Source organism: Oerskovia sp. PE-21s (assembly GCF_056158145.1).
Genome location: NZ_JBUXJM010000003.1, coordinates 1 through 22,720 on the forward strand (window position 1 = coordinate 1; position 22,720 = coordinate 22,720).

Annotated in this window: 18 protein-coding genes and 1 tRNA gene; 12 read left to right on the top strand and 7 right to left on the bottom strand. The window is 70.3% G+C overall.

The annotated features are described in order from the left end of the window. The first annotated feature begins 407 nt into the window (after positions 1 to 407). The 3 genes from ACZDYF_RS05885 to ACZDYF_RS05895 all read left to right on the top strand — a co-directional run bounded on the left by ACZDYF_RS05885 (position 408) and on the right by ACZDYF_RS05895 (position 6,469). A complete protein-coding gene (locus ACZDYF_RS05885) occupies positions 408 to 2,777 on the top strand; it encodes a glycoside hydrolase family 3 N-terminal domain-containing protein (protein ID WP_475054634.1) in 2,370 nt (789 codons plus the stop codon). Between the two features lie 130 nt (positions 2,778 to 2,907). Next, positions 2,908 to 3,321 carry a hypothetical protein gene (locus ACZDYF_RS05890; RefSeq protein WP_191790309.1) on the top strand — a complete coding sequence of 138 codons (414 nt, stop codon included), beginning with the start codon at positions 2,908 to 2,910 and terminating at the stop codon, positions 3,319 to 3,321. A 157-nt stretch (positions 3,322 to 3,478) separates the two neighbouring features. Then, positions 3,479 to 6,469, top strand: a complete 2,991-nt coding sequence (locus ACZDYF_RS05895; RefSeq protein ID WP_475054638.1) for a glycoside hydrolase family 3 C-terminal domain-containing protein — start codon at positions 3,479 to 3,481, stop codon at positions 6,467 to 6,469. Between the two features lie 205 nt (positions 6,470 to 6,674). Here the strand turns inward: ACZDYF_RS05895 and ACZDYF_RS05900 are convergent, their stop codons facing one another. Both ACZDYF_RS05900 and ACZDYF_RS05905 read right to left on the bottom strand, forming a co-directional pair. Then, entirely contained in the window at positions 6,675 to 7,058 is a 384-nt protein-coding gene (locus ACZDYF_RS05900) for an ANTAR domain-containing protein (RefSeq protein WP_475054644.1), read from the bottom strand. A gap of 267 nt (positions 7,059 to 7,325) precedes the next feature. Further along, a tRNA-Leu gene (locus tag ACZDYF_RS05905) sits at positions 7,326 to 7,399 on the bottom strand. A 120-nt stretch (positions 7,400 to 7,519) separates the two neighbouring features. Between ACZDYF_RS05905 and ACZDYF_RS05910 the strand changes: the two genes are divergently transcribed. Both ACZDYF_RS05910 and ACZDYF_RS05915 read left to right on the top strand, forming a co-directional pair. Beyond that, positions 7,520 to 8,218 carry an ANTAR domain-containing response regulator gene (locus ACZDYF_RS05910; protein WP_400273612.1) on the top strand — a complete coding sequence of 233 codons (699 nt, stop codon included), beginning with the start codon at positions 7,520 to 7,522 and terminating at the stop codon, positions 8,216 to 8,218. Positions 8,219 to 8,437: 219 nt separating this feature from the next. Beyond that, positions 8,438 to 9,106, top strand: a complete 669-nt coding sequence (locus ACZDYF_RS05915; protein WP_475054646.1) for an N-acetyltransferase family protein — start codon at positions 8,438 to 8,440, stop codon at positions 9,104 to 9,106. Positions 9,107 to 9,177: 71 nt separating this feature from the next. On the opposite strand, the gene ACZDYF_RS05920 is transcribed toward ACZDYF_RS05915, so the two are convergent. Then, positions 9,178 to 9,624 carry a hotdog fold thioesterase gene (locus ACZDYF_RS05920; RefSeq protein WP_475054648.1) on the bottom strand — a complete coding sequence of 149 codons (447 nt, stop codon included), beginning with the start codon at positions 9,622 to 9,624 and terminating at the stop codon, positions 9,178 to 9,180. On the opposite strand from ACZDYF_RS05920, the gene polA reads away from it, so the two are divergent. Next, a complete protein-coding gene (gene polA, locus ACZDYF_RS05925; RefSeq protein ID WP_475054650.1) occupies positions 9,590 to 12,322 on the top strand; it encodes a DNA polymerase I in 2,733 nt (910 codons plus the stop codon). The two genes, ACZDYF_RS05920 and polA, sit on opposite strands and share 35 nt — an antisense overlap. Before the next feature lie 72 nt (positions 12,323 to 12,394). Here polA and ACZDYF_RS05930 read toward each other — a convergent pair whose 3' ends face one another. Continuing rightward, positions 12,395 to 12,610, bottom strand: coding sequence for a helix-turn-helix domain-containing protein (locus tag ACZDYF_RS05930; protein WP_225226919.1), 216 nt, complete (start codon positions 12,608 to 12,610; stop codon positions 12,395 to 12,397). A gap of 120 nt (positions 12,611 to 12,730) precedes the next feature. Beyond that, complete coding sequence (locus ACZDYF_RS05935) at positions 12,731 to 13,540, bottom strand: class I SAM-dependent methyltransferase (RefSeq protein WP_475054653.1); 810 nt, start codon at positions 13,538 to 13,540, stop codon at positions 12,731 to 12,733. A 131-nt stretch (positions 13,541 to 13,671) separates the two neighbouring features. Here ACZDYF_RS05935 and ACZDYF_RS05940 point away from each other — a divergent pair, with 131 nt between their 5' ends. The 3 genes from ACZDYF_RS05940 to ACZDYF_RS05950 all read left to right on the top strand — a co-directional run bounded on the left by ACZDYF_RS05940 (position 13,672) and on the right by ACZDYF_RS05950 (position 17,238). Continuing rightward, positions 13,672 to 14,697 (top strand): 6-phosphofructokinase, encoded by a 1,026-nt coding sequence (locus ACZDYF_RS05940; protein WP_056652217.1) that lies wholly within the window; start codon positions 13,672 to 13,674, stop codon positions 14,695 to 14,697. A gap of 331 nt (positions 14,698 to 15,028) precedes the next feature. Further along, the gene (rpsA, locus tag ACZDYF_RS05945; protein ID WP_191790319.1) at positions 15,029 to 16,501 is read left to right on the top strand and encodes a 30S ribosomal protein S1; all 1,473 of its coding nucleotides are present in this window, start codon (positions 15,029 to 15,031) and stop codon (positions 16,499 to 16,501) included. A 143-nt stretch (positions 16,502 to 16,644) separates the two neighbouring features. Beyond that, positions 16,645 to 17,238: an NUDIX domain-containing protein gene (locus ACZDYF_RS05950; RefSeq protein WP_475054657.1), complete on the top strand. Its 594-nt coding sequence runs from the start codon at positions 16,645 to 16,647 to the stop codon at positions 17,236 to 17,238. A gap of 13 nt (positions 17,239 to 17,251) precedes the next feature. Here the strand turns inward: ACZDYF_RS05950 and ACZDYF_RS05955 are convergent, their stop codons facing one another. After that, entirely contained in the window at positions 17,252 to 19,165 is a 1,914-nt protein-coding gene (locus tag ACZDYF_RS05955) for an ABC transporter ATP-binding protein (RefSeq protein WP_475054659.1), read from the bottom strand. A 154-nt stretch (positions 19,166 to 19,319) separates the two neighbouring features. On the opposite strand from ACZDYF_RS05955, the gene ACZDYF_RS05960 reads away from it, so the two are divergent. Genes ACZDYF_RS05960 through ACZDYF_RS05970 form a run of 3 tightly spaced genes read left to right on the top strand, consistent with a single transcriptional unit; the run spans position 19,320 to position 21,077 of the window. Then, complete coding sequence (locus ACZDYF_RS05960; protein ID WP_475054662.1) at positions 19,320 to 19,784, top strand: MarR family winged helix-turn-helix transcriptional regulator; 465 nt, start codon at positions 19,320 to 19,322, stop codon at positions 19,782 to 19,784. A 16-nt stretch (positions 19,785 to 19,800) separates the two neighbouring features. Continuing rightward, the gene (gene coaE / locus ACZDYF_RS05965) at positions 19,801 to 20,418 is read left to right on the top strand and encodes a dephospho-CoA kinase (RefSeq protein ID WP_191790323.1); all 618 of its coding nucleotides are present in this window, start codon (positions 19,801 to 19,803) and stop codon (positions 20,416 to 20,418) included. Further along, positions 20,415 to 21,077, top strand: a complete 663-nt coding sequence (locus ACZDYF_RS05970; protein WP_475054669.1) for a pyroglutamyl-peptidase I — start codon at positions 20,415 to 20,417, stop codon at positions 21,075 to 21,077. The genes coaE and ACZDYF_RS05970 overlap by 4 nt, the downstream gene beginning before the upstream one ends. Before the next feature lie 67 nt (positions 21,078 to 21,144). On the opposite strand, the gene ACZDYF_RS05975 is transcribed toward ACZDYF_RS05970, so the two are convergent. Then, positions 21,145 to 22,530 carry a choice-of-anchor A family protein gene (locus ACZDYF_RS05975; RefSeq protein WP_475054672.1) on the bottom strand — a complete coding sequence of 462 codons (1,386 nt, stop codon included), beginning with the start codon at positions 22,528 to 22,530 and terminating at the stop codon, positions 21,145 to 21,147. Positions 22,531 to 22,720: the final 190 nt, after the last annotated feature.

The window sequence follows — 22,720 nt, forward strand, 5'->3', positions numbered from 1 at the left end:
CTCTCCCCCCAAGGGCCCGACACCACCACGGTGCCGGGCCCTTCACCATGCGCGCCCTGCGCGCCGACAGCACCGCCATCGGGCGAAGGAGCCCGCTCCGGCGACAGGTTGTGCACTGAAATCGACAGGTTGTGCAGAACGGTCCGGAGGCCGTCGGGAACCGCGCTGTGATGAGTCCGCTGGGCTCCGCTGATGGGACACCGCGTGTGCCATGCGCAGCGCAGCGTCGTCCGGACAGGGACCGACTCCGATGTCGACCAGGTCCGCACGACCGATGTTGCCACGAGGGGGCATCTAGGGCGCGGCAGCACTTGAAGAGTCGAAGGAGACACACACGTGTACACCCGCAAGCGCGACGAAATGGGATGTCGATGAAGACTACGGCTACGGCACGACGAGGCCAGAGGATGACCAGAGGGGCCAAGGGAGCGGCGGCGCTCTCGGCGATCGCCCTGATCGCGGTTGCGGGCTGCACCAGCGGCACCTCCGACGAGAACGACACCAAGGGCGGGAACGCCTTCACCACCCGCGAGGTCACGGACGGCAAGACCGACTTCGTCGTCGTGACGAACCCCGGCGACGGCCCGGTCCTCTCCTACGGCGCCGACAGCGGGATCGAGCTCCTGACCGAGGAGGTCGACGGCAAGAAGGTCGCGTTCAAGGACATGAACGCCAACGGGACGCTCGACACGTGGGAGGACTGGCGCGAGACCGCTCAGGACCGCGCCGCCGACCTCGCACAGGAGATGTCGGTCGAGCAGATCGCAGGCCTGATGCTCTTCAGCTCGCACGAGCGCTCCCAGGCGGACGGGCTCACCGACGCTCAGAAGGAGTACCTGAAGGACTCCAACCTGCGCAACGTGCTGCACGCCGGCGCGAGCGACGCCGACGCGACGGTCAAGTGGGCGAACGCGATGCAGGCCTACACGGAGACCCTCGCAGCCGAGGGCACCCCGTACGTCCCGGTGAACTTCGCGTCCGACCCGCGCTCGACCGCGGGCTCCGGCGGCTACAACGCCGAGGGCGCGGACATCTCGCGCTGGCCGTCGAACCTGGGTCTCGCCGCGACGTTCAACACCGAGCACACCAAGAACTTCGGCGAGATGTCCTCGGCGGAGTACCGTGCGCTCGGCCTGACGACGGCTCTGTCGCCGCAGATCGACCTCGCGACCGAGCCGCGCTGGCTCCGCGTGGGCGGCACGTTCGGCGAGGACGCCGACCAGAACACCGAGCTGGCCGCGGCGTACGTCGACGGCTACCAGGGCAGCGAGGGCACGGACCAGTGGGGTCCGGAGTCCGTCAACGCGATGATCAAGCACTGGTCCGGTGACGGTCCGGGCGAAGGTGGCCGCGAGGGTCACACCGACGCCGGCAAGTACGGCGTCTACCCGGGCGACAACATCGCGGCGCAGCAGCAGGCCTTCCTCGGCTCGCTCGACTCCGCGGCAGTGATGACCGCGTACTCGATCGCGCTCGACGCGAACGGTGAGCCGAAGTTCACCGACCGCATGGGCACGGCGTACGACCAGGACCGCATGGACCAGCTCCGCAAGGACGCCGGCTACGAGGGCGTCGTGGTCACCGACTGGGGCGTCATGAGCGGCGCCGACGACGAGGGCGAGATGTTCGGCATGGCCTGGGGCGCCGAGAGCCTCACCCCGGCCGAGCGCTACCTCAAGGTGCTGGGCACCGGCCACGACATGTTCGGTGGCGTCAACGACGCGACCCACATCCTCGAGGCCGCCGACCTGTGGCAGCAGAAGTTCGAGGCAGGCGAGCTCGAGGAGGACGCGCAGACCCGCTTCCAGGAGTCCGGCGCACGCATCCTCACGATGTTCTTCAACCCGGGCCTGTACGAGAACCCGTTCCTCGACCTCGAGCAGTCGAAGGAAGTCCTCGCGAGCGACGACAAGGTCGAGGCGGGCTACGCGGCCCAGCTCGACTCGGTGGTCATGCTCAAGAACGACGGCGAGACCATCTCGGCCACGGACGCCGCGGACTGGAAGGACAAGACCGTCTACATCCCGCGCAACTTCAACACCGGTTTCCCCAGCGCGTTCGGTCCCGGTGAGTACACCGAGGCACCGAGCATCGACATCGAGACCGCCGAGAAGTACTTCGGCAAGGTCGTCACCGACGAGGCCGTGACCGACGCCGAGGGTGTCGTGTCGAGCTACACCGCTCCCGACCTCTCCGACGTCGACGTCGTCCTGGTGGGCATGGACTCCCCGGACAACGGCGGCAACTTCTCCAACATCGGTCACGACCTGGAGAACGACACCTGGTACCCGCTGTCGCTGCAGTACCGTCCGTACACCGCGGACGGCGAGAACGTCCGCAAGGTCTCCCTCTCGGGCGACATCCTGGCCGACGGCACCAAGCAGAACCGCTCGTACTTCGGCAACACCTCGAAGATCGCGAACGAGTCCGACCTGGACGCGTTCGAGCGTGCCACGGCTGCTGTCGAGGCCACCGGCAAGGACATCCCGGTGATCACGGTCCTCAAGGCGATCAACCCGGTCGTCCCGACCGAGTTCGAGGGCAAGTCCGACGCCATCGTCGTGGGCTTCGGCACCAGCGACCAGGCGCTCATCGAGGTCGCACTCGGCCTCTACGAGCCGAAGGGCCGCCTGCCGATCCAGTTCCCGAAGGACATGGACACGGTCGAGGCGCAGCTCGAGGACGTCTCCAAGGACATGACGCCCTACACGGACGCCGCGGGCAGCTCGTACGACTACGGCTTCGGCCTGAACTTCGCGGGGCCGATCACGGACTGACGGCCGCGCACCGGGTGGCCGGCGGCTCGCGCCGCCGGCCACCCGGGTACCCGGGCGTCCCCGTGGACGCCCCGGTGCACCCGCAAGGCCGCGGGACGTGCTCGCGGCCAGAACTCACCAAGGAGCAGAAGTGAAGCAGAACAAGGTGCTGACCACCGGCCTCGGCGTCGTGCTGGGTCTGACGGGGCTCTTCGGCCTCACCGCCTGCGGCAGCGGCGACGGCGACTCGGGCGCGAACGCCTCCGCGGAGCAGGCAGCCGACGTCGACATCAAGGACGACCTCGAGAACGCCAAGACGGCCGTGGCGGACGCCCTGGCCGAGGACGACTCCTGGGCCCAGATTATGCTTGCCAGCGACGTCAAGGCCCCGACCGTCAAGTACGGCCTCCTCGTCGTGCCCTACACGGCCTCGGACGCCGCGTCGCGCGTGCAGGGCACGGTCGACATCAAGGACGGCAAGTTCACGATCGAGGGCGACTCGGCCGCCACCGGCCAGACGTGGCAGATCGACCAGGACGGGAAGATCTCCGAGGTGTCGGAGTAGCTCTGCGGAGCACCGCCCGGTCCCTGGCCAGACGACGTCCGCGGGGCCGGGCCGTCGACCAATCACGACGAGACGCTGGCAGTGCGTCACGTCCGCGGCGCACAGCCGACGATCCCACCCATGATCTGATCGCTGCCCGCACTCGAGGAGGAATGCAGTGAACGCCAAGGCGAAGAACGCCGATCGGCAGAAGAAGCCGATGTCGAACAAGAAGTACCTGTGGATCTGGGCACCCACGCTCGCCACGGTGACCGTCGTGACGGTCGTCGCGAACGTCGCGCTCAACGTCGCCGGCGGCTGGGTCGCGTCCCAGTTCGGCTCCGGCACGTACGAGTTCACGAACGCGGCGGAGTCGGCCGACTGGGACACCGAGTACTACACGTCCGACTTCGGGTCGATCGACGAGGTCGACGCTGCGGCCAAGACGCTCGTCGAGGAGATCGCGGCCGGCGGGATCGTCCTGGCGAAGAACGATGCCGGAGCGCTGCCGCTGGCGCCGAGCTCGCGCGTCACGATGCTGGGTCGCGCGGCAGCGGACCCCGTGTTCGGCGGTTCTGGCTCGGGGTCGGTCGACACGAACTCGGCGGTCACGGCACGTGCCGGCCTCGAGAACGCCGGGTTCGAGGTCAACGACCAGGTCTTCACCACGATCGAGGCGTTCGCGGCGGAGAACCCCCGGGGCTACATCGAGATGGACCGCCCCGACATCTCGACCTACTACATCGGTGAGATGCCGGTGAGCGAGTACGAGGCGCAGGCCTCGTCGTTCTCGCAGTACTCCGACGCGGCCGTCGTCTACGTCGGGCGTCCGGGCGGTGAGGGCGGTGACCTCACGCAGGACATGGCGGACTGGGACGAGAACGCCGAGCCCGGACAGCACCAGCTCGAGCTCAACAAGGACGAGCGTGACCTGATCGCGCTGGCCAAGGAGAGCTTCGAGACGGTCGTCGTCGTGGTCAACGCCTCGACGACCATCGAGATGGGCGACCTCCAGGACGACCCCGGGGTCGACGCGATCCTGCTCGCCGGCTCGCCCGGCGCGACGGGCCTCGACGCGCTCGGCGACATCCTGGCGGGCGACGTGAACCCGTCGGGTCGCACCTCGGACCTGTGGGCCGCAGACTTCACGGCAGACCCGACCTTCGCCAACTTCGGCGGCTTCGTCTACGACAACATCGAGGCGTCGTTCCCGGTCCCGGCGATCGAGAAGGCCACCTCCAACGCGACGCTGACCTCCGACGCCCCGTTCGTGAACTACGCCGAGGGCATCTACTTCGGCTACCGCTACTACGAGACCGCGGCGGCAGAGGGCTTCATCGACTATGACGACGCGGTCGTCTACCCCTTCGGGTACGGCCTGAGCTACTCGAGCTTCGCCTGGAACGTCGTCAGCACCGAGGCCGGTGCGGTCGACGGGAAGATCTCCGTGACCGTCGAGGTCACCAACACGGGCGCCACGGCGGGCAAGGACGTCGTCGAGCTCTACTACACCGCTCCCTACACGGACGGCGGGATCGAGAAGTCCGAGGTCGTGCTCGGTGGGTTCACCAAGACGGGGCTGATCGAGCCGGGCGCGAGCGAGACCGTGACGATCGACCTCGCGGTCGAGGACATGGCCTCGTACGACCACCTGGGCAACCAGGCGTACGTCCTCGAGGCGGGCGACTACAGCATCACCCTGCGGACCGACTCCCACACGGTCGCCCCGGGCACGACGCCGATCACCTACACGGTCGACTCCGACGTCGTGTACTCGGGCGACGACCACCGCGCGACGGACCTCGCTCCGGTGACCAACCAGTTCGACGACGTCTCGGCGGCGTTCAGCACCGAGCCGACCGAGGGCAAGATCCTCTCGATGTCCCGCGCGGACTTCGCCGGGACGTTCCCGAAGGCTCCGACCGCGGACATGCTCGTCGCGGACGAGGCGGTCCAGGAGGGCTTCCAGCCCTGGGACGACGAGGCCGCGGCGGCAGCGTTCGAGGGCGAGATGCCCACGACCGGCGCGCAGACGGACCTCACTCTCGTCGACATGCGTGGTCTGCCCAAGGACGACCCGAAGTGGGACGAGCTGCTCGACTCGGTCTCGGTCGGTGACATGACCAGCATGCTCCTCAACGGTGCCTACCAGACGGCCGCGATCGGTTCGATCGCCAAGCCGCAGACCGTCGAGCCCGACGGCCCCGCGGGGTTCTCCTCGTTCATCAACTCCTCGATCAACGGTGTGGCCTACCCGTCGGAGTTCCTCATCGCGCAGACGTGGGACGTCGAGCTCGGGAGGGCGATGGGCGAGATGCTCGGCAACGAGGCGATGTTCAAGGACATCAACGGCTGGTACGCGCCCGCGATGAACCTTCACCGTTCGCCGTTCGGCGGCCGCAACTTCGAGTACTACTCGGAGGACCCGTTCCTCTCCGGTGCGATGGCGACCGCGGTGTCCAACGGTGCCGCGAGCAAGGGCGTCTACACGGCGCTCAAGCACTTCGCCCTCAACGAGCAGGAGACGAACCGCGTCAACAACGGCATCGCCACCTGGGCGGACGAGCAGACGATCCGCGAGATCTACCTCAAGCCGTTCGAGATGGCCGTCAAGAACATCACGATGGACGTGCAGTACGTGTCCGACGAGAACGGCACGATCTCGGAGACGACGATCGGAGCGGGCGGCATCATGAGCTCGTTCAACCGCATCGGCGCCACCTGGGCGGGCGGCTCCGAGGCGCTCATGACGAACGTCCTGCGCACCGAGTGGGGCTTCGAAGGTTTCGCGATCTCGGACTTCAACCTGTACCCCTACATGAGCCCGAACCAGGGGATCAGCGCGGGCACGGACCTGACCCTGACCTTCCAGCCGTCGAAGTCCTTCGTGGACACGACGTCGGCCAAGGCGGTCAGCGACATCCGTGAGGCGACCCACAACATCCTGTTCACGGTCGCCAACTCGAACGCCATGAACGGGCTAGCGCCCGGGGCCACGGTCACCTACACGCCGCCGACCTGGGTCTACATCCAGATCGGTGCGACCGTGCTGATCGGTCTCCTGGTGCTGGCCGGCGGGTTCATGGTCACGCGGCGTGTGCTGCGGCACCGCAAGGCCGAGGCTCCGGCTGCCACACCGGAGCGGGTGGCCGTCGGCGCCGACTCCTGAGACCGCCTCGGTCCGTCGTGCGGGTGGTCCCCCGACACGGGCACGACGGACCGGGGTTCCTACGGCCGGGCGGCCGACGGTGCGTGTTCCAGCGCGTCCCGTCGGCCGCCCGGCCTTCTTCGTGGTCTCCTCGTCCCCCGCGGGGGACGGCGTCGGGGGAGGCGGGCGGGCGCCGCCCGACGGCGGGGGTGCGGCGACCTGTCGGTCAGGCCGGTCGTTCGAGCACGGCCGCCTCCGGCTGCGGCTGGCACGGTCGGTCCAGGAGAGCGTGCACCGATCGCCGATGTTCCTCGGCGACCGGGAGCCGTTCGGCCAGCTCGACGACCCACCCCGACAGCCTGCGCAGGGGCACGTCGTGGTCGTTCGACGCGGCCCGCAGGACGCTGAAGGCGGGGCTGGTGCTCACGTCGCACGTGGGCGCGAGGATGCCCTTCGCCTGCTCGATCGTGGCGCGGTGCTCGGCCGCAGTACGGATCTGCTCGCCTGCGAGCACCTCGGCCAGCTGAGCGAGGGTTGTCGTGAGGTCGGCGAGGTACCCCATGACCTCGACGACCTCGTGCGTGTCGCAGTCCCGCCGTCCCTGTCCCACGAGGCACACGGTCCGTCCATGCCCCTGGGGCGTCTCTTCACGTTCTCGCACCGTGCGCGCTCCCACCTCGAGCGAAAGTCGATATTCGATCGACCGGAGGTCGAGAGGGCCGCCATCGGGAGGAGACCCGGATGCGACGTGGCGGACAAGGCGCGTGGGACCTTCTTCGGGGGGCTCCGGCGCGCAGGGTGGGTGGACCGGGCCCTGTCCGGCTTCATGAACGACGATGCAGGCCAGGCGTCAACGCGCTGACCTGCATCGTGGGGGTGCCCCGGGTGGGATTCGAACCCACACTGGATCGGGTTTGAGCCGAACGCCTCTGCCGGTTGGGCTACCGGGGCACTGACCGTCCGGGGACCACGAGGAGCCCGCAGCGGTGCGTGGACCATCGAACCACAGAACCGGGACGAAACGAGAATCACACCCACAGCGCGGGGCGAACGGGGTGTTCTCCCACTACGATGAGGGACGTGAGTGACGACAACGCGCAGCCCGATGCCACGGCACCGCTCGACCTGCCCCCCCTGATCAAGCCCGAACCGAGCGCCGAGGCCGAGGCGCCCGCTGCGCCGTCGGGCGCTCGCCCTGCCCGCCGTGCCGTCGTCGCGGAGGACGAGGCGCTGATCCGCATGGACGTCGTCGAGACGCTCCGCGAGGCGGGCTTCGACGTCGTCGGCGAGGCGGGGGACGGCGAGACCGCGGTCAGGCTCGCGCTCGAGCTCAAGCCCGACGTCGTCGTGATGGACGTCAAGATGCCCGAGCTCGACGGCATCTCGGCGGCCGAGCGCATCGGCAAGGCGCACGTCGCTCCCGTCGTGCTGCTGACGGCGTTCTCGCAGACCGAGCTGGTCGAGCGCGCGCGCGACGCCGGCGCCATGGCGTACGTCGTCAAGCCGTTCAGCCCCGCGGACCTGCTGCCCGCCGTGGAGATCGCGATCTCCCGCTACTCGCAGATCAGCGCGCTCGAGTCCGAGGTCGCGGACCTGGCCGAGCGGTTCGAGACCCGTAAGCGCGTCGACCGCGCGAAGGGTCTGCTCATGACCAAGATGGGTCTCTCCGAGCCCGAGTCGTTCCGCTGGATCCAGAAGACGTCCATGGACCGTCGTCTGACGATGCGAGAGGTCGCGGACGCCGTCATCGAGCAGGTCGGCGGCGCCTGATCCGGTGCGGCACGTCGCGAACCGGGTCGTGAACAGCCTCTTTGTTCGGGACGCTCAAGAAGGCTATCGTCATGGACAGGTGTCCAGGACGATGAGTTCGACGATCCGGACTCCCACGAAGCATCAGTCGATCGATGACCGGGGGCGCTCGTCGGTGGCAGACAGTTCTGCTGCCGCCGGGGTGCTCCGAGGTCGGAGGATCCTACGAGGAGGTTCCACGTGCGTGCAGCAGTAGTGGTCAGGCCTGCGATCGGCAACGACCTCCCTGGTGTCGCTGCACTCTGTGCCGAGGCGCGTCGCGAGTCCGCGGCCGGTCCTCAGGTCTGCCTCTCGGACGAGTCCAAGCTGGTCCGCCAGCTCCGGGTGCTGCTGTCCGTCCCCGGCGGCACGGCGCTCGTGGCGTTCCACGACGACGTCCCGGTCGGCTTCCTCCTCGCCCGTGTGCTCGACCCGCACCTCTTCAACGACGAGCCCAGCCTGTACATCGAGGCGCTCTACGTGTCGCAGGACGCGCGGCGACGCGGGGTAGGCCACGCGTTGCTCACGGCGACCGCGGAGCTCGCAGCCGAGCACGGCGCGATCGACGTCTTCTCGGTGCCGATCCCGGGCTCCCGGGGCGTGCAGCGGTTTCTCGCGCGGCTCGGTTTCGCACCCGCCGCCGGGCATCGTGTCGTCTCGACGTCGGTGCTCCAGCGACGGCTCGCCGCGGACTCGGGCACCTTGCGCCGTGGCGCGCGCAGTCTTGAGGACCTCATCGCACGCCGTCGCAAGGCGCGGACCGACGGTCAGACGGGTCCGGTCGACCTGCGCGCCTTCCAGGACGACTACCGTCGCGAGGCCGCAGCGGGTCTCGACGCCCCGCTCGTGAGCGAGCCTGCGACCCGCTGACCCCGACACGTGAAGGGCCCGGCTCGATCCTTCGAGCCGGGCCCTTCGTGCGCCTGGTGGTCGGGCGGGCCTCAGCGCCCGTCGAGCACCATGCAGGTCAGGCGCGCGGTGCACACGCGCCTCCCCTCGTCGTCGACCACCACGATCTCGTAGCTCGCGGTGGTCCGTCCCAGGTGCAGCGCCGTCGCGACGCCGTGCACCGAGCCCGAGCGCACGCCACGGTGGTGTGTGGCGTTGATCTCGATGCCCACGGCCGCGCGCCCCTCGCCCGCGTGGATCTGCGCCGCGATCGAGCCCAGGGTCTCGGCCAGCACGACCGAGGCGCCGCCGTGCAGCAGACCGGCGGGCTGGGTGTTGCCGGTGACCGGCATGCTGCCGGTCACGCGGTCCGGGGCGACGTCGTCGAGGGTGATGCCCATGCGCTCGATGAGGGTGCCCACGGTGCTCGCGCGCAGCGCCTCGAGCGCTGCGTCGTCGGGGGAGATGGTCGGGCTCTCGGCTCCGTGCGTGTCAGTCATAGCGGATAGGTTTGCACTCGTGACCACCACTGCGCGACCTCGCCTCCTGCTGATCGACGGACACTCGATGGCCTACCGGGCCTACTTCGCCCTGCCGGTCGAGAAGTTCTCGACGACCACCGGCCAGTCGACGAACGCCGTCTACGGGTTCGTCTCGATGCTGACGAACCTGCTGCGTGACGAGAAGCCGACGCACGTCGCGGTCGCGTTCGACGCCGGGCGAGCCTCGTTCCGCACCGAGGTCCTGCCGACCTACAAGGGCACGCGCGACGCGAGCCCGGAGCCCTTCAAGGGTCAGGTCCCACTCATCAAGGACATCCTCGCGACGCTCAACATCCCCGTGCTGCAGAAGGAGAACTTCGAGGCGGACGACATCTTCGCGACCCTCGCGACCCAGGCCGCGGCCGTGGGCATGGAGGTCCTGATCTGCTCGGGCGACCGCGACTCCTTCCAGCTGGTCCGCGAGGACGTGACGGTGCTCTACCCGAAGGTCGGTGTCTCGACGCTCGCGCGCATGACCCCGGACGCGGTCCTCGAGAAGTACGGCGTCCCGCCCGAGCGCTACCCGGACCTCGCCGCACTCGTGGGGGAGACCAGCGACAACCTGCCCGGCATCCCGGGCGTGGGTCCCAAGACGGCGGCCAAGTGGATCAACGCGTACGACGGCCTGGACGGCGTGCTGGCCTCGGCCGACAAGATCACGGGCAAGGCGGGGGAGAACCTGCGGGCCAACCTCGACCAGGTGCGCCTCAACCGGCAGCTCAACGCCCTGCTGACGGACATGGAGCTCCCGCTCGGCCCGGACGACCTGCTGGCCCAGCCCTGGGACCGCGAGGCGATGCACCGCGTGTTCGACGCCCTGGAGTTCACGGCCCTGCGCGAGCGCCTGTTCGCGCTCGCCCCGGAGGGGGAGGAGGACGTCGAGGAGGGCTTCGACGTCTCGCTCGCCGCGCTCGGGCAGGGTGAGCTCGGCAGCTGGCTCACCGCGCGCAAGGAGCGCCCGGTCGGGCTCGTGGTGGCGGGCAAGGCCGCCCCCGTGGGCGGTGACGCGTGGTCGCTCGCCGTGGCGGACGACGGCGCCGCTGCGGTCGCGGTCGACCTCGCCGACGTCGCGGTCGTCGACGAGCAAGCCCTGGCCGCGTGGCTCGCGGACGCCGACGCGCCCAAGGTGGTCCACGGCGCCAAGGGCACGTGGCACGAGCTCGCCGCGCGCGGCTTCGACCTGCAGGGTGTCGTGTTCGACACCGAGCTCGCGGCCTACCTCTGCCACCCCGACCAGCGCGGCTACGACCTGGGGGACCTCGCGATCCGGCACCTCAAGCGCGAGCTGCGGGTCGAGGAGGTCGACGAGCCCCAGGGGGCGCTCGACCTCTCGCTCGACGGCTCGGGCGAGGACAAGCGGGACGCCGTACGCGCCGTCGGCGTCCTCGACCTCTCGGAGGTCCTGGTGGGCGAGCTGCGCGACCGCGGCGCGGACCACCTGCTCAGGGATCTCGAGCTTCCGCTGGTCGACGTCCTCGCTCGCATGGAGTCGCGCGGCATCGCTGCGGACGTCGAGTACCTGACCGAGCTCGAGAAGCACTTCGGTGAGCTCGTCGCGACCGCCGCGTCCGAGGCCTACGACGTGATCGGCCGCGAGGTGAACCTGGGCTCGCCCAAGCAGCTCCAGGAAGTCCTGTTCGACCAGCTCGGCATGCCCAAGACCAAGAAGATCAAGACCGGCTACACCACGGACGCGGCAGCCCTCGCGGACCTGTTCGCCAAGACGGGGCACCCGTTCCTCGAGCACCTGCTCGCGCACCGCGACGCCACGCGCCTGCGGCAGACGGTCGAGGGCCTGCTCAAGTCCGTCGCTCCCGACGGGCGCATCCACACGACGTTCCAGCAGACGATCGCGGCGACGGGGCGGCTGAGCTCGACGGACCCGAACCTGCAGAACATCCCCATCCGCACCGAGGCGGGTCGGCGGATCCGCCGCGCGTTCGTGGTCGGCGAGGGCTACGAGACGTTGCTGACCGCGGACTACAGCCAGATTGAGATGCGCATCATGGCGCACCTGTCGGGCGACGAGGGCCTCATCGAGGCGTTCCGTTCGGGCGAGGACCTGCACAGCTACGTGGGATCGCGCGTGTTCGACGTCCCGACCGACCAGGTCACCCCAGCGATGCGGTCCAAGATCAAGGCGATGTCCTACGGCCTGGCGTACGGGTTGTCCTCGTTCGGCCTCTCGCAGCAGCTCAACATCTCGGTGGGCGAGGCCGCGGGCCTCATGGAGGACTACTTCAAGCGCTTCGGCGGCGTGCGCGACTACCTCACGGGCGTCGTCGACGAGGCCCGGGTCACCGGGTACACCGCGACCATCCTGGGGCGTCGTCGCTACCTGCCCGACCTCACGAGCGACAACCGCCAGCGTCGCGACATGGCGGAGCGCATGGCGCTCAACGCCCCCATCCAGGGCAGCGCGGCCGACATCATCAAGGTCGCGATGCTGGGCGTCCAGCGCGCGCTCGACGAGCAGGACCTGCGCTCGCGCCTGCTCCTGCAGGTCCACGACGAGCTCGTGGTCGAGGTCGCACCGGGGGAGCGGGACACCGTCGAGCAGCTCCTGCGCCGGGAGATGGGTGCGGCGGCCGAGCTCTCGGTCCCGCTGGACGTCTCGGTGGGTGCGGGACGCACCTGGCACGACGCGGGCCACTGAGGTCCGGTCGGCCGTCGTCGGGAGGCTGCAGCGCTGCCCGACGACGGCGGAGGCCTGCTCGTCGCTGCGGGCTCACGACCGGGCGAACCGGGACCCGCCGTACTTCTTGTGGACGGCCTGGCGGCTGACACCGAGGATCGTCGCGATGGCGGCCCAGGAGACGCCTCGGGAACGGGCGCGGCGCACCACGAGCGCCTCGCGGCGGTCGGCCTCGGACCGCAGCTCGCGCAGCGCCGCGAGGGCACGCAGCGGGTCGTCGTCGTCGGCCGCGCGGACGAGCATCGTCATGTCGGGCTCCTTCATGGGGTGTCCTCCGGTCGGGTGGCCGTGGCCACTGTGTCAACATAGGTTGACGGTTGGCACTGCGTCAACCCATGTTGACAGCTCCGACGCGGAACCTCGCCCGCGTCAGCCCGCCCGGCGCGTCCGGAAGATGGCGGTCCCTGGGAGGTAGGCGCCGCGGACCGGCCCCCAGCCGCCCCAGACCTCCTGGTTGTCGGCCGGCCACTCGGGCTCGACCACGTCCTCGATCACGAGCCCTGCGCTCACGACCTCACGCACGTGGTCCCCGATCGTCCGGTGGTACTCGGCGTACGCGACGCGACCGGACGTGTCGGTCTCGACGTAGGGTCGGCGGTCGAAGTACGAGCGGTGCGCCGTCAGGCCGTGCTCGCTCGGGTCGTCGGGGAACGCCCAGCGCAACGGATGGGTCACCGAGAACACCCACGACCCGCCGGGACGCAGGAGGCGAGCGGCCTCGCGGTGGATCGCGGCGGCGTCGGGCACGAAGGGAATGGCCCCGAACGACGTGAACGCGACGTCGAAGCTCGCGTCCGCGAACGGGAGCCTGCGCGCGTCGGCCTGCACGAGCGGCACGGTGATGCCCGTCGACGCGTTGAGCCGTGCACCCGTGGCGAGCATCCCGCCCGACACGTCGGTCGCGACGACCTCGACGCCGCGCGACGCGAGCCAGCGCGAGCACTGCGCCGCGCCCGCTCCGACCTCGAGCACGCGGCGGCCGTCGAGGTCGCCCAGGAGGTGGGCCTGCGACTCGCGCAGCCCCTCGGGGCACCAGCAGAAGTCCACCGCGCCGAGGAAGTCGCCGTGCTCGTCGAGGTACTCCTGCGCGTTGGCGTCCCACCACGTGCGGCCCGCGGCCCCGCCCTGCTCCGCGGGCACGTCGCGGTACCCGACCGACCCGATCGTCTCATCCGTCATGCATCCATCGTCTCGCGAGGAGGGTCGTTCCGCGGCATCGCCCCAGGTGATCGATAGGGTGGGGGCTGGTCGGTCGAGCGATGGCGCTGGTCCGCCTTCCGACGATCACTCATCACGAGACGAGGTTCGAGTTGCGCATCGGTCTGCTCACAGGTGGCGGGGACTGCCCCGGTTTGAACGCGGCCATCAGGGCTGTCGTCAAGCAGGGGATGGGCGAGTACGGACACACGATCATCGGGTTCCGCAACGGGTGGAAGGGGGTCGTCGACGGCGACATCATCCCGCTCGGACGCCAGGACATCCGGAACGTGCTGCCCGTGGGCGGAACCCTCCTGGGGACCGCCCGCTTCCACCCGCACGCCTCCGACGGCGGCATCGACGCGGTCCTCGCGACGGTCGAGGCCGAGCGTCTCGACGCCATGATCTGCATCGGCGGCGACGGCACGCTGCACGCCGCGAGCAAGGTCGCGGACGCGGGCGTCAACATCGTCGCGATCCCCAAGACGATCGACAACGACGTGGAGGGCACCGACCTGTCGATCGGCTTCCACACGGCCGTCAACATCGCGACCGAGGCGATCGACCGGGTCCACACGACCGCGGAGAGCCACAACCGCGTCATGGTTGTCGAGGTCATGGGCCGCCACGCGGGCTGGATCGCCGTCAACGCCGGCATCGCCGGCGGTGCCGAGGTCGTGCTCGCCCCCGAGGACCCGTTCGACATGGACGCCATCGAGAAGTTCCTGCGCCACCGTCACCGTGCGCACGCCAACTTCTCGATCGTCGTGGTCGCCGAGGGTGCCGTGCCGCGTGAGGGCAGCAGCATGAACTTCACCCAGGAGCTCGGCAAGTACGGCGAGATCATCGCGGGCTCGATCGGTGAGCGGGTGTCGGCCGAGATCGCCAAGCGCACGGGGTTCGACACGCGCCTGACCGTGCTCGGCCACGTCCAGCGTGGCGGGGAGCCCACCCCGACGGACCGCATTCTCGGCAGCCGTTTCGGCGTGGCCGCGGTCGACGCGATCTCGCGCGGGGAGTCGAAGGTCATGACCGCGCTGCGCGGGGAGAGCGTCGTCCTCGTCCCGCTCGACGAGATCGCGGGCAAGGTCAAGCACGTGCCTGCCGAGCTGCTGCGGGTCGCGCACGCCCTGTCCTGACGCACGCTCCCGCACCGCGGACGGCCGCTCGTGGCACCCACGAGCGGCCGTCGTGCGTCGGTCGACGGGCCACCGACCGGCACGCGCGACGTCGAACGGGTGAGAGCGTGTGCACCGATACGGCTCCCTTTGACCCGGTCGCCTTTCCGTCGATAGGATGTCTGACGGTGCAGTGCGCCTACCGCCCTACCTCCTGCCTGAGACGTGACGCGTCCGTCGTGTTCGTCGTGGCGGGGCCGTTCCGTGCTCGGAGCGGAGGTCACCGGTGGCGGCCACCACAGCAGCATCCCTATCCGAACTACTTCCTGTCCGCATCGGAGCATCGAACTCAATGACCATCTCCACCCCCGCGAAGTCCGCACCTCAGGTTGCCATCAACGACATCGGCACCGAAGAGGACTTCCTTGCCGCCATCGACGCCACCATCAAGTACTTCAATGACGGTGACATCGTCGAAGGCACGATCGTCAAGGTCGACCGTGACGAGGTTCTCCTCGACATCGGCTACAAGACCGAGGGCGTCATCCCCTCCCGCGAGCTGTCCATCAAGCACGACGTGGACCCCGGGGACGTCGTCAAGGTCGGTGACGCAGTCGAGGCCCTCGTCCTCCAGAAGGAGGACAAGGAAGGTCGCCTGATCCTCTCCAAGAAGCGCGCTCAGTACGAGCGTGCCTGGGGCACGATCGAGAAGATCAAGGAAGAGGACGGCGTCGTCACCGGCACCGTCATCGAGGTCGTCAAGGGCGGCCTCATCCTCGACATCGGCCTGCGCGGCTTCCTGCCCGCGTCGCTGGTGGAGATGCGCCGCGTCCGCGACCTCCAGCCGTACGTCGGCAAGGAGATCGAGGCGAAGATCATCGAGCTCGACAAGAACCGCAACAACGTCGTCCTGTCGCGTCGTGCGTGGCTCGAGCAGACGCAGTCCGAGGTTCGCTCCACCTTCCTGCAGACCCTGCAGAAGGGCCAGGTGCGCCCCGGTGTCGTCTCCTCGATCGTCAACTTCGGTGCGTTCGTGGACCTCGGCGGCGTCGACGGTCTGGTGCACGTCTCCGAGCTGTCCTGGAAGCACATCGACCACCCCTCCGAGGTCGTCGAGGTGGGCCAGGAGGTCACGGTCGAGGTCCTGGACGTCGACTTCGACCGCGAGCGTGTCTCCCTGTCGCTGAAGGCGACGCAGGAGGACCCGTGGCAGACCTTCGCCCGGACGCACGCCATCGGTCAGGTCGTGCCGGGCAAGGTCACGAAGCTCGTCCCGTTCGGTGCGTTCGTGCGCGTCGAGGACGGCATCGAGGGCCTCGTGCACATCTCCGAGCTGGCTGTCCGCCACGTCGAGCTGCCCGAGCAGGTCGTCAACGTCGGTGACGAGGTCTTCGTCAAGGTCATCGACATCGACCTCGAGCGTCGCCGCATCTCGCTGTCGCTCAAGCAGGCCAACGAGGGCGTGGACCCGGAGTCGGACGACTTCGACCCCGCGCTGTACGGCATGGCTGCCGAGTACGACGAGCAGGGGAACTACAAGTACCCCGAGGGCTTCGACCCCGAGACCAACGAGTGGCTCGAGGGCTTCGAGGCGCAGCGCGAGACGTGGGAGTCGCAGTACGCGAAGGCTCACGAGCGCTGGGAGGCTCACCGCAAGCAGGTCGCCGAGGCTCTCAAGGCCGACGACGAGGCTGCGACCTCGGGCGAGTCGTCCGCCAGCTCCGCTGCCACCTACTCCTCGACCCCGGTCCAGGAAGAGGCTGCCGGCACGCTGGCCTCGGACGAGGCTCTTGCCGCTCTGCGCGAGAAGCTCACCGGTAACTGATCTCCTCCCGGCCTCCGGGCTGGGGTGATGTCATGACGAGGCTCGCCACCTTCGGGTGGCGGGCCTTCGTCGTGCCCGGGGTGGGGCGCGTGCGCAGGCCGTCGGCGGGACCACGGGCGAGGATCGCCGTCTAGGCTGGGACGATGCCGTGGATCACCGAGAGCTCCCGCACCGCGTACGAGAACCCGTGGATGAGGGTGCGGGAGGATCGGGTGATCCGCCCCGACGGGGCGCCGGGCATCTACGGCGTCGTCGAGCTGCGCTGGCCCGCGGTCTTCGTGGTGGCCCTCACCGACGACGACGAGGTCGTCCTCGTGACGCAGCACCGCTACGCCACGGACGCGCTCTCGATCGAGGTGCCCGCCGGCGCGAGCGACGGGGAGGAGCCGCTCGTCGCCGCCCAGCGTGAGCTGTTCGAGGAGACGGGGCTCCGTGCCCGGGAGTGGGTGCGGGTCGGGGGTATGGACGCCCTCAACGGGCTCGCGAAAGCCCCCGAGCACGTGTTCGTGGCTCGGGGGTTGACGGGGCCGCTGCCCGGGCGAGCGGCCGGTGACGCGTCGGACGCCACGGGCGCGGCGCGGGGGCAGTCCGCCAGTCAGGTCGAGGAGGGGATCTCCCGCGTCGAGGTCGTGCCGTTCCACGAGGTGCTCGGCATGATCTCCCGGGGGACCGTCCGTGACGGCGAGACGATCGCGGCCCTCGCCCTCGCAGGGCTGTGGCTCGGCCGGTTCGCCTGACCTCGGTCTCCCGTCAGACCGCCATGCTCTCCTCGTCGTCCTGGGGACCGACCGTCTCGTCGGACGGCGGGCTCACCGTGTCCCGCGTCGCGAACTGCGTCCGGTAGAGCTCGGCGTAGAGCCCGCCGCTGACGAGGAGGTCGGTGTGGGTACCGGTCGCCACGACGCGGCCCTGGTCGAGCACGACGATCATGTCGGCCTGACGGATGGTGGACAGACGGTGCGCGATGACGAGGGACGTCCGCCCGTCGAGCGCCGCGTCGAGCGCGAGCTGGACGGCCGCCTCGGACTCGGAGTCGAGGTGGGCGGTCGCCTCGTCGAGCACGACGAGGGCCGGCGCCTTGAGGAAGAGGCGCGCGATCGCGAGCCGTTGACGTTCGCCGCCCGAGAGCCGGTAGCCGCGGTCGCCGACCACTGTCTCGAGCCCGGCGGGCAGGGACTCGACGAGATCCGCGACGTGCGCCTGGCGCAGCGCGGTCCACAGCTCGGCGTCGGTGGCGTCCGGCCTGGCGTAGCGCAGGTTGCCTGCGATCGTGTCGTGGAAGAGGTGAGCCTCCTGGGAGACGACGCCCACGGTGTCCTGGAGCGAGCGCTGGGTGACCTCCCGCAGGTCGCGCCCGGCGATGCGCACGGCGCCGCTGGTGGGGTCGTACATGCGCGTGACGAGCTGGGAGATCGTCGTCTTGCCCGCTCCCGAGGGGCCGACGATCGCGACCATCGCGCCAGCGGGGACCTCGAACGTGACGTCGGTGAGGGTGTCGCTCGTCGGGTCGGAGCTCACTGTCGCGACGGCCTCGAGCGAGGCGAGCGAGACGTCGGCGGCGCCGGGGTAGCGGAAGGTGACGTGCTCGAGGGCGAGGCTCGCGCCGTGGTGGGAGACGTCGTCGGACAGGTCGCGCGCGTCCGGGGCGTCGGTGACGGACGGTTCGAGGTCGAGGACCTCGAGCACGCGCTCGAAGCTCACGAGCGCGGTCATGACGTCCACCTGGACGTTGGACAGCGCGGTGAGCGGTCCGTAGAGGCGGGCGAGGTAGGCCGTGAGGGCCACGACGACCCCCACGGTGAGCGTGCCCCGGATGGCCATGACGCCTCCGAGCCCGTAGACGATCGCGACGGCGACCGAGGCGACCGTCGTGAGGGCGACGCGGAACACGGTCGCGTACATGGCCGAGGTCACGCCGATGTCGCGCACCCGCCCGGCCTGGTCGGCGTACGTCGCCGACTCCTGCTCGGGGCGCCCGAAGATCTTGACGAGGTGCGCGCCCGCGACGTTGAAGCGCTCGTTCATCATCTGCGCGGCGTCCGCGTTGAGGGCGTAGCTCTCGCGCGTGATGCCGGCGAGCTTGCGGCCGACCCAGCGGGCGGGCAGCACGAACACGGGGAGCAGAGCGAGTGCGATGAGGGTCAGCTCCCACGACATCGAGAGCATCGCGGCGAGCACGAACACGACCGTGAGCAGGTTCGAGAAGACGTTGGACAGCGTCGACGTGAACGCCTGCTGGGCTCCGAGGACGTCGCCGTTGAGACGCTGGACGAGGGCTCCGGTGCGGGTCCGGCTGAAGAAGGCGAGCGGCATGCGTTGCACGTGGTCGAACACTGCCGTGCGCAGGTCGAAGATGAGGCCTTCGCCGACCCGGGCGGAGAACCAGCGCTCCCCGATGCTCAGCAGGCCGGACGCGAGCGCGATCCCGGCGACGACGAGCGAGATCTCGACGACGACGTCGACGCGACCGGCCGTGATGCCGTTGTCGATGAGCGACTTGAACAGCAGCGGGGTCACGGCGCCGGCCGCGGCGTTGAGGGCGATGAGCACGAGGAACACCCCGAGCTGCGCCTTGTAGGGGCGCGCGAAGCCGAGGATGCGCCGGACCGTGCCGCGGTGCAGCCGCTGCTTGGCCACGGACGAGTCCTGACGGAAGGTGCGCATGCCGGAGCCGCCACCGAAGGACGAGGGGAAGGACACGAGGCCTCCAGGGGTCGGAGGGGGAGGGGCGGCGGAGGAGGGGCCTCGACGCCGTTAGTGAGCCTACCTCACCATGAGTTGGTTCACAAGAGGCCGTCGGGCGACTAGTCTCGTGCTTGTGACGACAGACTTCGACGCCGAGAACGCCGAGTTCCTCACCCTCCTGCACGCCGCGATGCGCGCCGTCCGCAGAGAGGCGGGGGAGCGCCTCGAGCGTGCCCGGACCACGCCCGGGCAGTACCGCATGCTCCGGGTGCTCGACCGCTGCGGAGGGCCGCAGCGCCCCGGCGCGCTCGCCGGCATCCTGGACGTCGCCCCCCGGTCCGTGACGACCAAGGTCGACGACGCGGAGGCCGCCGGGCTCGTGCGCCGGCTGCCCGACCCCACCGACCGCCGTGCGACGCTCGTCGAGCTGACCCACGAGGGACGGGAGACCCTCGCGGCGGTCGCCGCCGAGCGCGAGACGAGTGCGGGCACCCTGCTCTCGCGCCTCGACGCCGACGACCGGCACGAGCTCCTGCGGCTGCTACGCGTCGTGGCGGGGGAGGCCGGAGCCTCCCCAGGGCGTGCGCACGGGGCATGACTGGCAGGATGGACCCATGTTTCGCGTAGGCCTGACCGGCGGGATCGCAGCAGGAAAGTCCGTGGCCCTCGACCGGTTCGCCGAGCTCGGGGCCTGCGTCATCGACTCCGACGTGCTCGCGCGCGAGGCCGTCGCGCCCGGCACCGTGGGTCTGGAGGAGGTCGTCGAAGCCTTCGGCGACGGCGTCCTCGCGCCCGACGGGTCGCTCGACCGGGCACGACTGGGGACCATCGTGTTCGGCGACGACGAGGCACGGCGCCGGCTCAACGCGATCGTCCACCCGGAGGTCCGGCGTCTGTCGGCCGAGCGAGAGGCCCTCGTCGCGGCGCGCGACCCGCGAGCCGTGGTCGTGCATGACATCCCGCTGCTCGTGGAGACCGGCCAGGCCGAGTCGTTCCACCTCGTCGCCGTGGTCGTCGCCCCGCAGGACGTACGCCTCCGACGCCTCGTGACCTCACGGGGCATGAGCGAGGACGAGGCCAGGGCGCGCATCGCCGCGCAGGCCGGCGACGCCGAGCGCCTCGCGGTCGCCGACGTCACGCTCGACGGCAGCGGCACGCCCGAGGCCCTGCGTGCCGAGGTCGACGCCCTGTGGGAGCGCGTCGTGCGCGAGACCGCGGAAGAGCTCGCATGACCGTCCTGCTCTCGGGTTTCGAGCCGTTCGACGGCGCCGCGACCAACGCCTCCTGGCAGGCCGTGAGCGCACTGCGCGACGCGTGGGACGCGGACGAGCCGCTCGTCGCGGTCGAGCTGCCGTGCACCTTCGCCGGAGCCTGGCCCGCCCTGCTCGCGGCGATCCAGGAGCACCGGCCGCGGGTCGTCGTGGCCGTGGGGCTCGCGGGAGGGGCGGACGCGGTCCGCCTCGAGAGGGTCGCGATCAACCTGGTCGACGCTCGCATCCCCGACAACGAGGGCTCGGCCCCCGTCGACGTGCCCGTGGTCGAGGGCGGCCCGGCCGCCTACTTCACGACCTTGCCGCTCAAGCCGTCGCTCGTCGCGGTGCGCGAGGCCGGGGTACCTGTCGCGGTGTCGGGCACCGCGGGGACGTACGTGTGCAACGCGACCTTCTACGACCTCGCGCGCTGGGCGGACGGCCGGGACGAGGTCCGGGCCGGGTTCGTGCACGTGCCTGCCGTGAGCGAGCCGGGCAGCCCCCTGCCCGACGCCGGGTCCCTGCCGCTCGCGGCCGTCGTCCGCGCCCTGCGGGTCGTCGTCGAGACGGCGCTGGCCGACCTCGACGGTCGGCTCGCGCGCGACGCCCCGCGGACGGTCTCGGCGGGCGCCGAGCACTGACGCGTCGGACGGCCGAGGCCCCCGGGGAGCATCTCCCCGGGGCCCTCGGCCGTCGTTCAGCAGAGGGTCAGCTCGTGGCGCGCTTGCGGCGAGCCAGCAGGACGAGCCAGGTACCGCCCGCGAGGAGGGCCGCAGCGACCGCGACGATCAGCGCCGTCTGCGCGCCCGTGGCCGCGAGGCCGCCTTCTTCCTGGCCGGTCGCGGTCCGAGCGGCCTTCGCGGGCGCCGTGGCGCCCGGCGACGGCTTGGGGTCGGCGACCGGGGCGGCCTTGTCCACCGTGACCGTGGGCGGCGTGGCGGTCGGAGGCACGACCGGGTTGGCCGGGACCGGCGTGCTCGGGGTCTTCTCGCCGGGCGTGAGGGGCTGGGGGGTCTCGGTGACCGGCGGGGTCACGGTGGCCGGCGGGACGTCGCAACCGAGCGTCGCCGAGCCGATCCACGGGAAGTTGTGGTGCTCGAGGCCGCCGCTGGCGCCCTGGCCCCCGAAGGTCAGGTCGCCTCCGATGTACAGGCGACCGTTGGTGTGGGTCTTCTGCTCGACGTCGGCCTGCGGGGCGAGGATCGAACCGACCGTCTGGCTGCTGCTCGTCATGGTGAGGTTCGTGGCGTCGGGGAAGTTCCAGAGGATACGAGGGGCCCACTTGCCGAGGGCGGTCCCTGCGTCGATCCGGTCGCTGCCCGACGCCATGTAGTTCAGCGAGAGGTCCGGCGTGGCGCCCGAGACGTTGACGACGATGGGTGCGGACGTGCCGACGTTCTGGAAGGTGACCTCGCCGCCGAGGCCCGCCACCTGCTCCGCGGAGACGTCGAAGACCTGCACCGCGGACGAGCCGTCGCCCGTGAGGACCTTGCCGGCGAGGCTGCCGGTCGCGGGCTTGCTCGCGAGGTCGGCCGAGACCTTGCCGAGCTCGGTCCGGAGGGCCTTGGCCTGCGGTGCGGGCACGGAGGAGTGCGGGGTCTTCTTGCCGCCGTTGAGCTCGAAGGTCCCCTCGATGGCGCCTCCGGCGACGACGTTGCCGCCCTTGTCGAGCCGGTGGGCGACCTCGACCCGTCCGGACTTGACGGTCACGGCACCTGCGGCCAGGACCATGTCGCTGCCGCTCGCCGGCGTGAACTGGGAACCGGCCCCGACGACCCCGAGGTTCATCAGGTCGCCCGTGTCGATGGTCACCGAGCCCTGGGAGACGAGGACGCCCTCGGACTCCTTGGCCCCGCCCAGCGCGGTGTAGTCGCCGCCGACGAACACGGCCACGCCCTTGTCGGTGAACAGCGGCGTGTTCGTGAGGCCGCCGGTGAAGTCGGGGCACTCGTTGCCGAGCGCGGTCGCGGGCAGCGGCGTGGCGGCGAGGGCCGGGGCCGCGCCGAGGCCCAGCAGGCCGGTGGTCAGGGCGCCGGTGGCGAGCGCGCCGAGGAGGGTGCGCTGGGGGGTCCTGCGCGTCGGGCTGAGGAACATCGATGTCTCCGGGGTCGAGGCCGAAAGTAAGGTCTACGTACTAATCCACGGTCCAGGATGGCCCGACGTCTGGTTTGTCAGGGGATATCAGGAGATGCGCGAGGATCACCGGCACAGTATTGGGCCCCGTCGCGACACGCCAAATCCCTTGCCGGGTGAAAGTCCGCTTTCGGGTCGCGCGTTCGTCGAC

Coding starts and splice junctions, on each gene's coding strand:
- ACZDYF_RS05885 (WP_475054634.1), top strand. CDS start 408: ATGACCAGAGGGGCCAAGGGAGCGGCGGCGCTCTCGGCGATCGCCCTG.
- ACZDYF_RS05910 (WP_400273612.1), top strand. CDS start 7,520: ATGAGGGACGTGAGTGACGACAACGCGCAGCCCGATGCCACGGCACCG.
- polA (WP_475054650.1), top strand. CDS start 9,590: ATGGTCGGGCTCTCGGCTCCGTGCGTGTCAGTCATAGCGGATAGGTTT.
- ACZDYF_RS05920 (WP_475054648.1), bottom strand. CDS start 9,624: ATGACTGACACGCACGGAGCCGAGAGCCCGACCATCTCCCCCGACGAC.
- ACZDYF_RS05930 (WP_225226919.1), bottom strand. CDS start 12,610: ATGACGATGCTCGTCCGCGCGGCCGACGACGACGACCCGCTGCGTGCC.
- ACZDYF_RS05935 (WP_475054653.1), bottom strand. CDS start 13,540: ATGACGGATGAGACGATCGGGTCGGTCGGGTACCGCGACGTGCCCGCG.
- rpsA (WP_191790319.1), top strand. CDS start 15,029: ATGACCATCTCCACCCCCGCGAAGTCCGCACCTCAGGTTGCCATCAAC.
- ACZDYF_RS05950 (WP_475054657.1), top strand. CDS start 16,645: ATGCCGTGGATCACCGAGAGCTCCCGCACCGCGTACGAGAACCCGTGG.
- ACZDYF_RS05955 (WP_475054659.1), bottom strand. CDS start 19,165: ATGCGCACCTTCCGTCAGGACTCGTCCGTGGCCAAGCAGCGGCTGCAC.
- coaE (WP_191790323.1), top strand. CDS start 19,801: ATGTTTCGCGTAGGCCTGACCGGCGGGATCGCAGCAGGAAAGTCCGTG.
- ACZDYF_RS05970 (WP_475054669.1), top strand. CDS start 20,415: ATGACCGTCCTGCTCTCGGGTTTCGAGCCGTTCGACGGCGCCGCGACC.
- ACZDYF_RS05975 (WP_475054672.1), bottom strand. CDS start 22,530: ATGTTCCTCAGCCCGACGCGCAGGACCCCCCAGCGCACCCTCCTCGGC.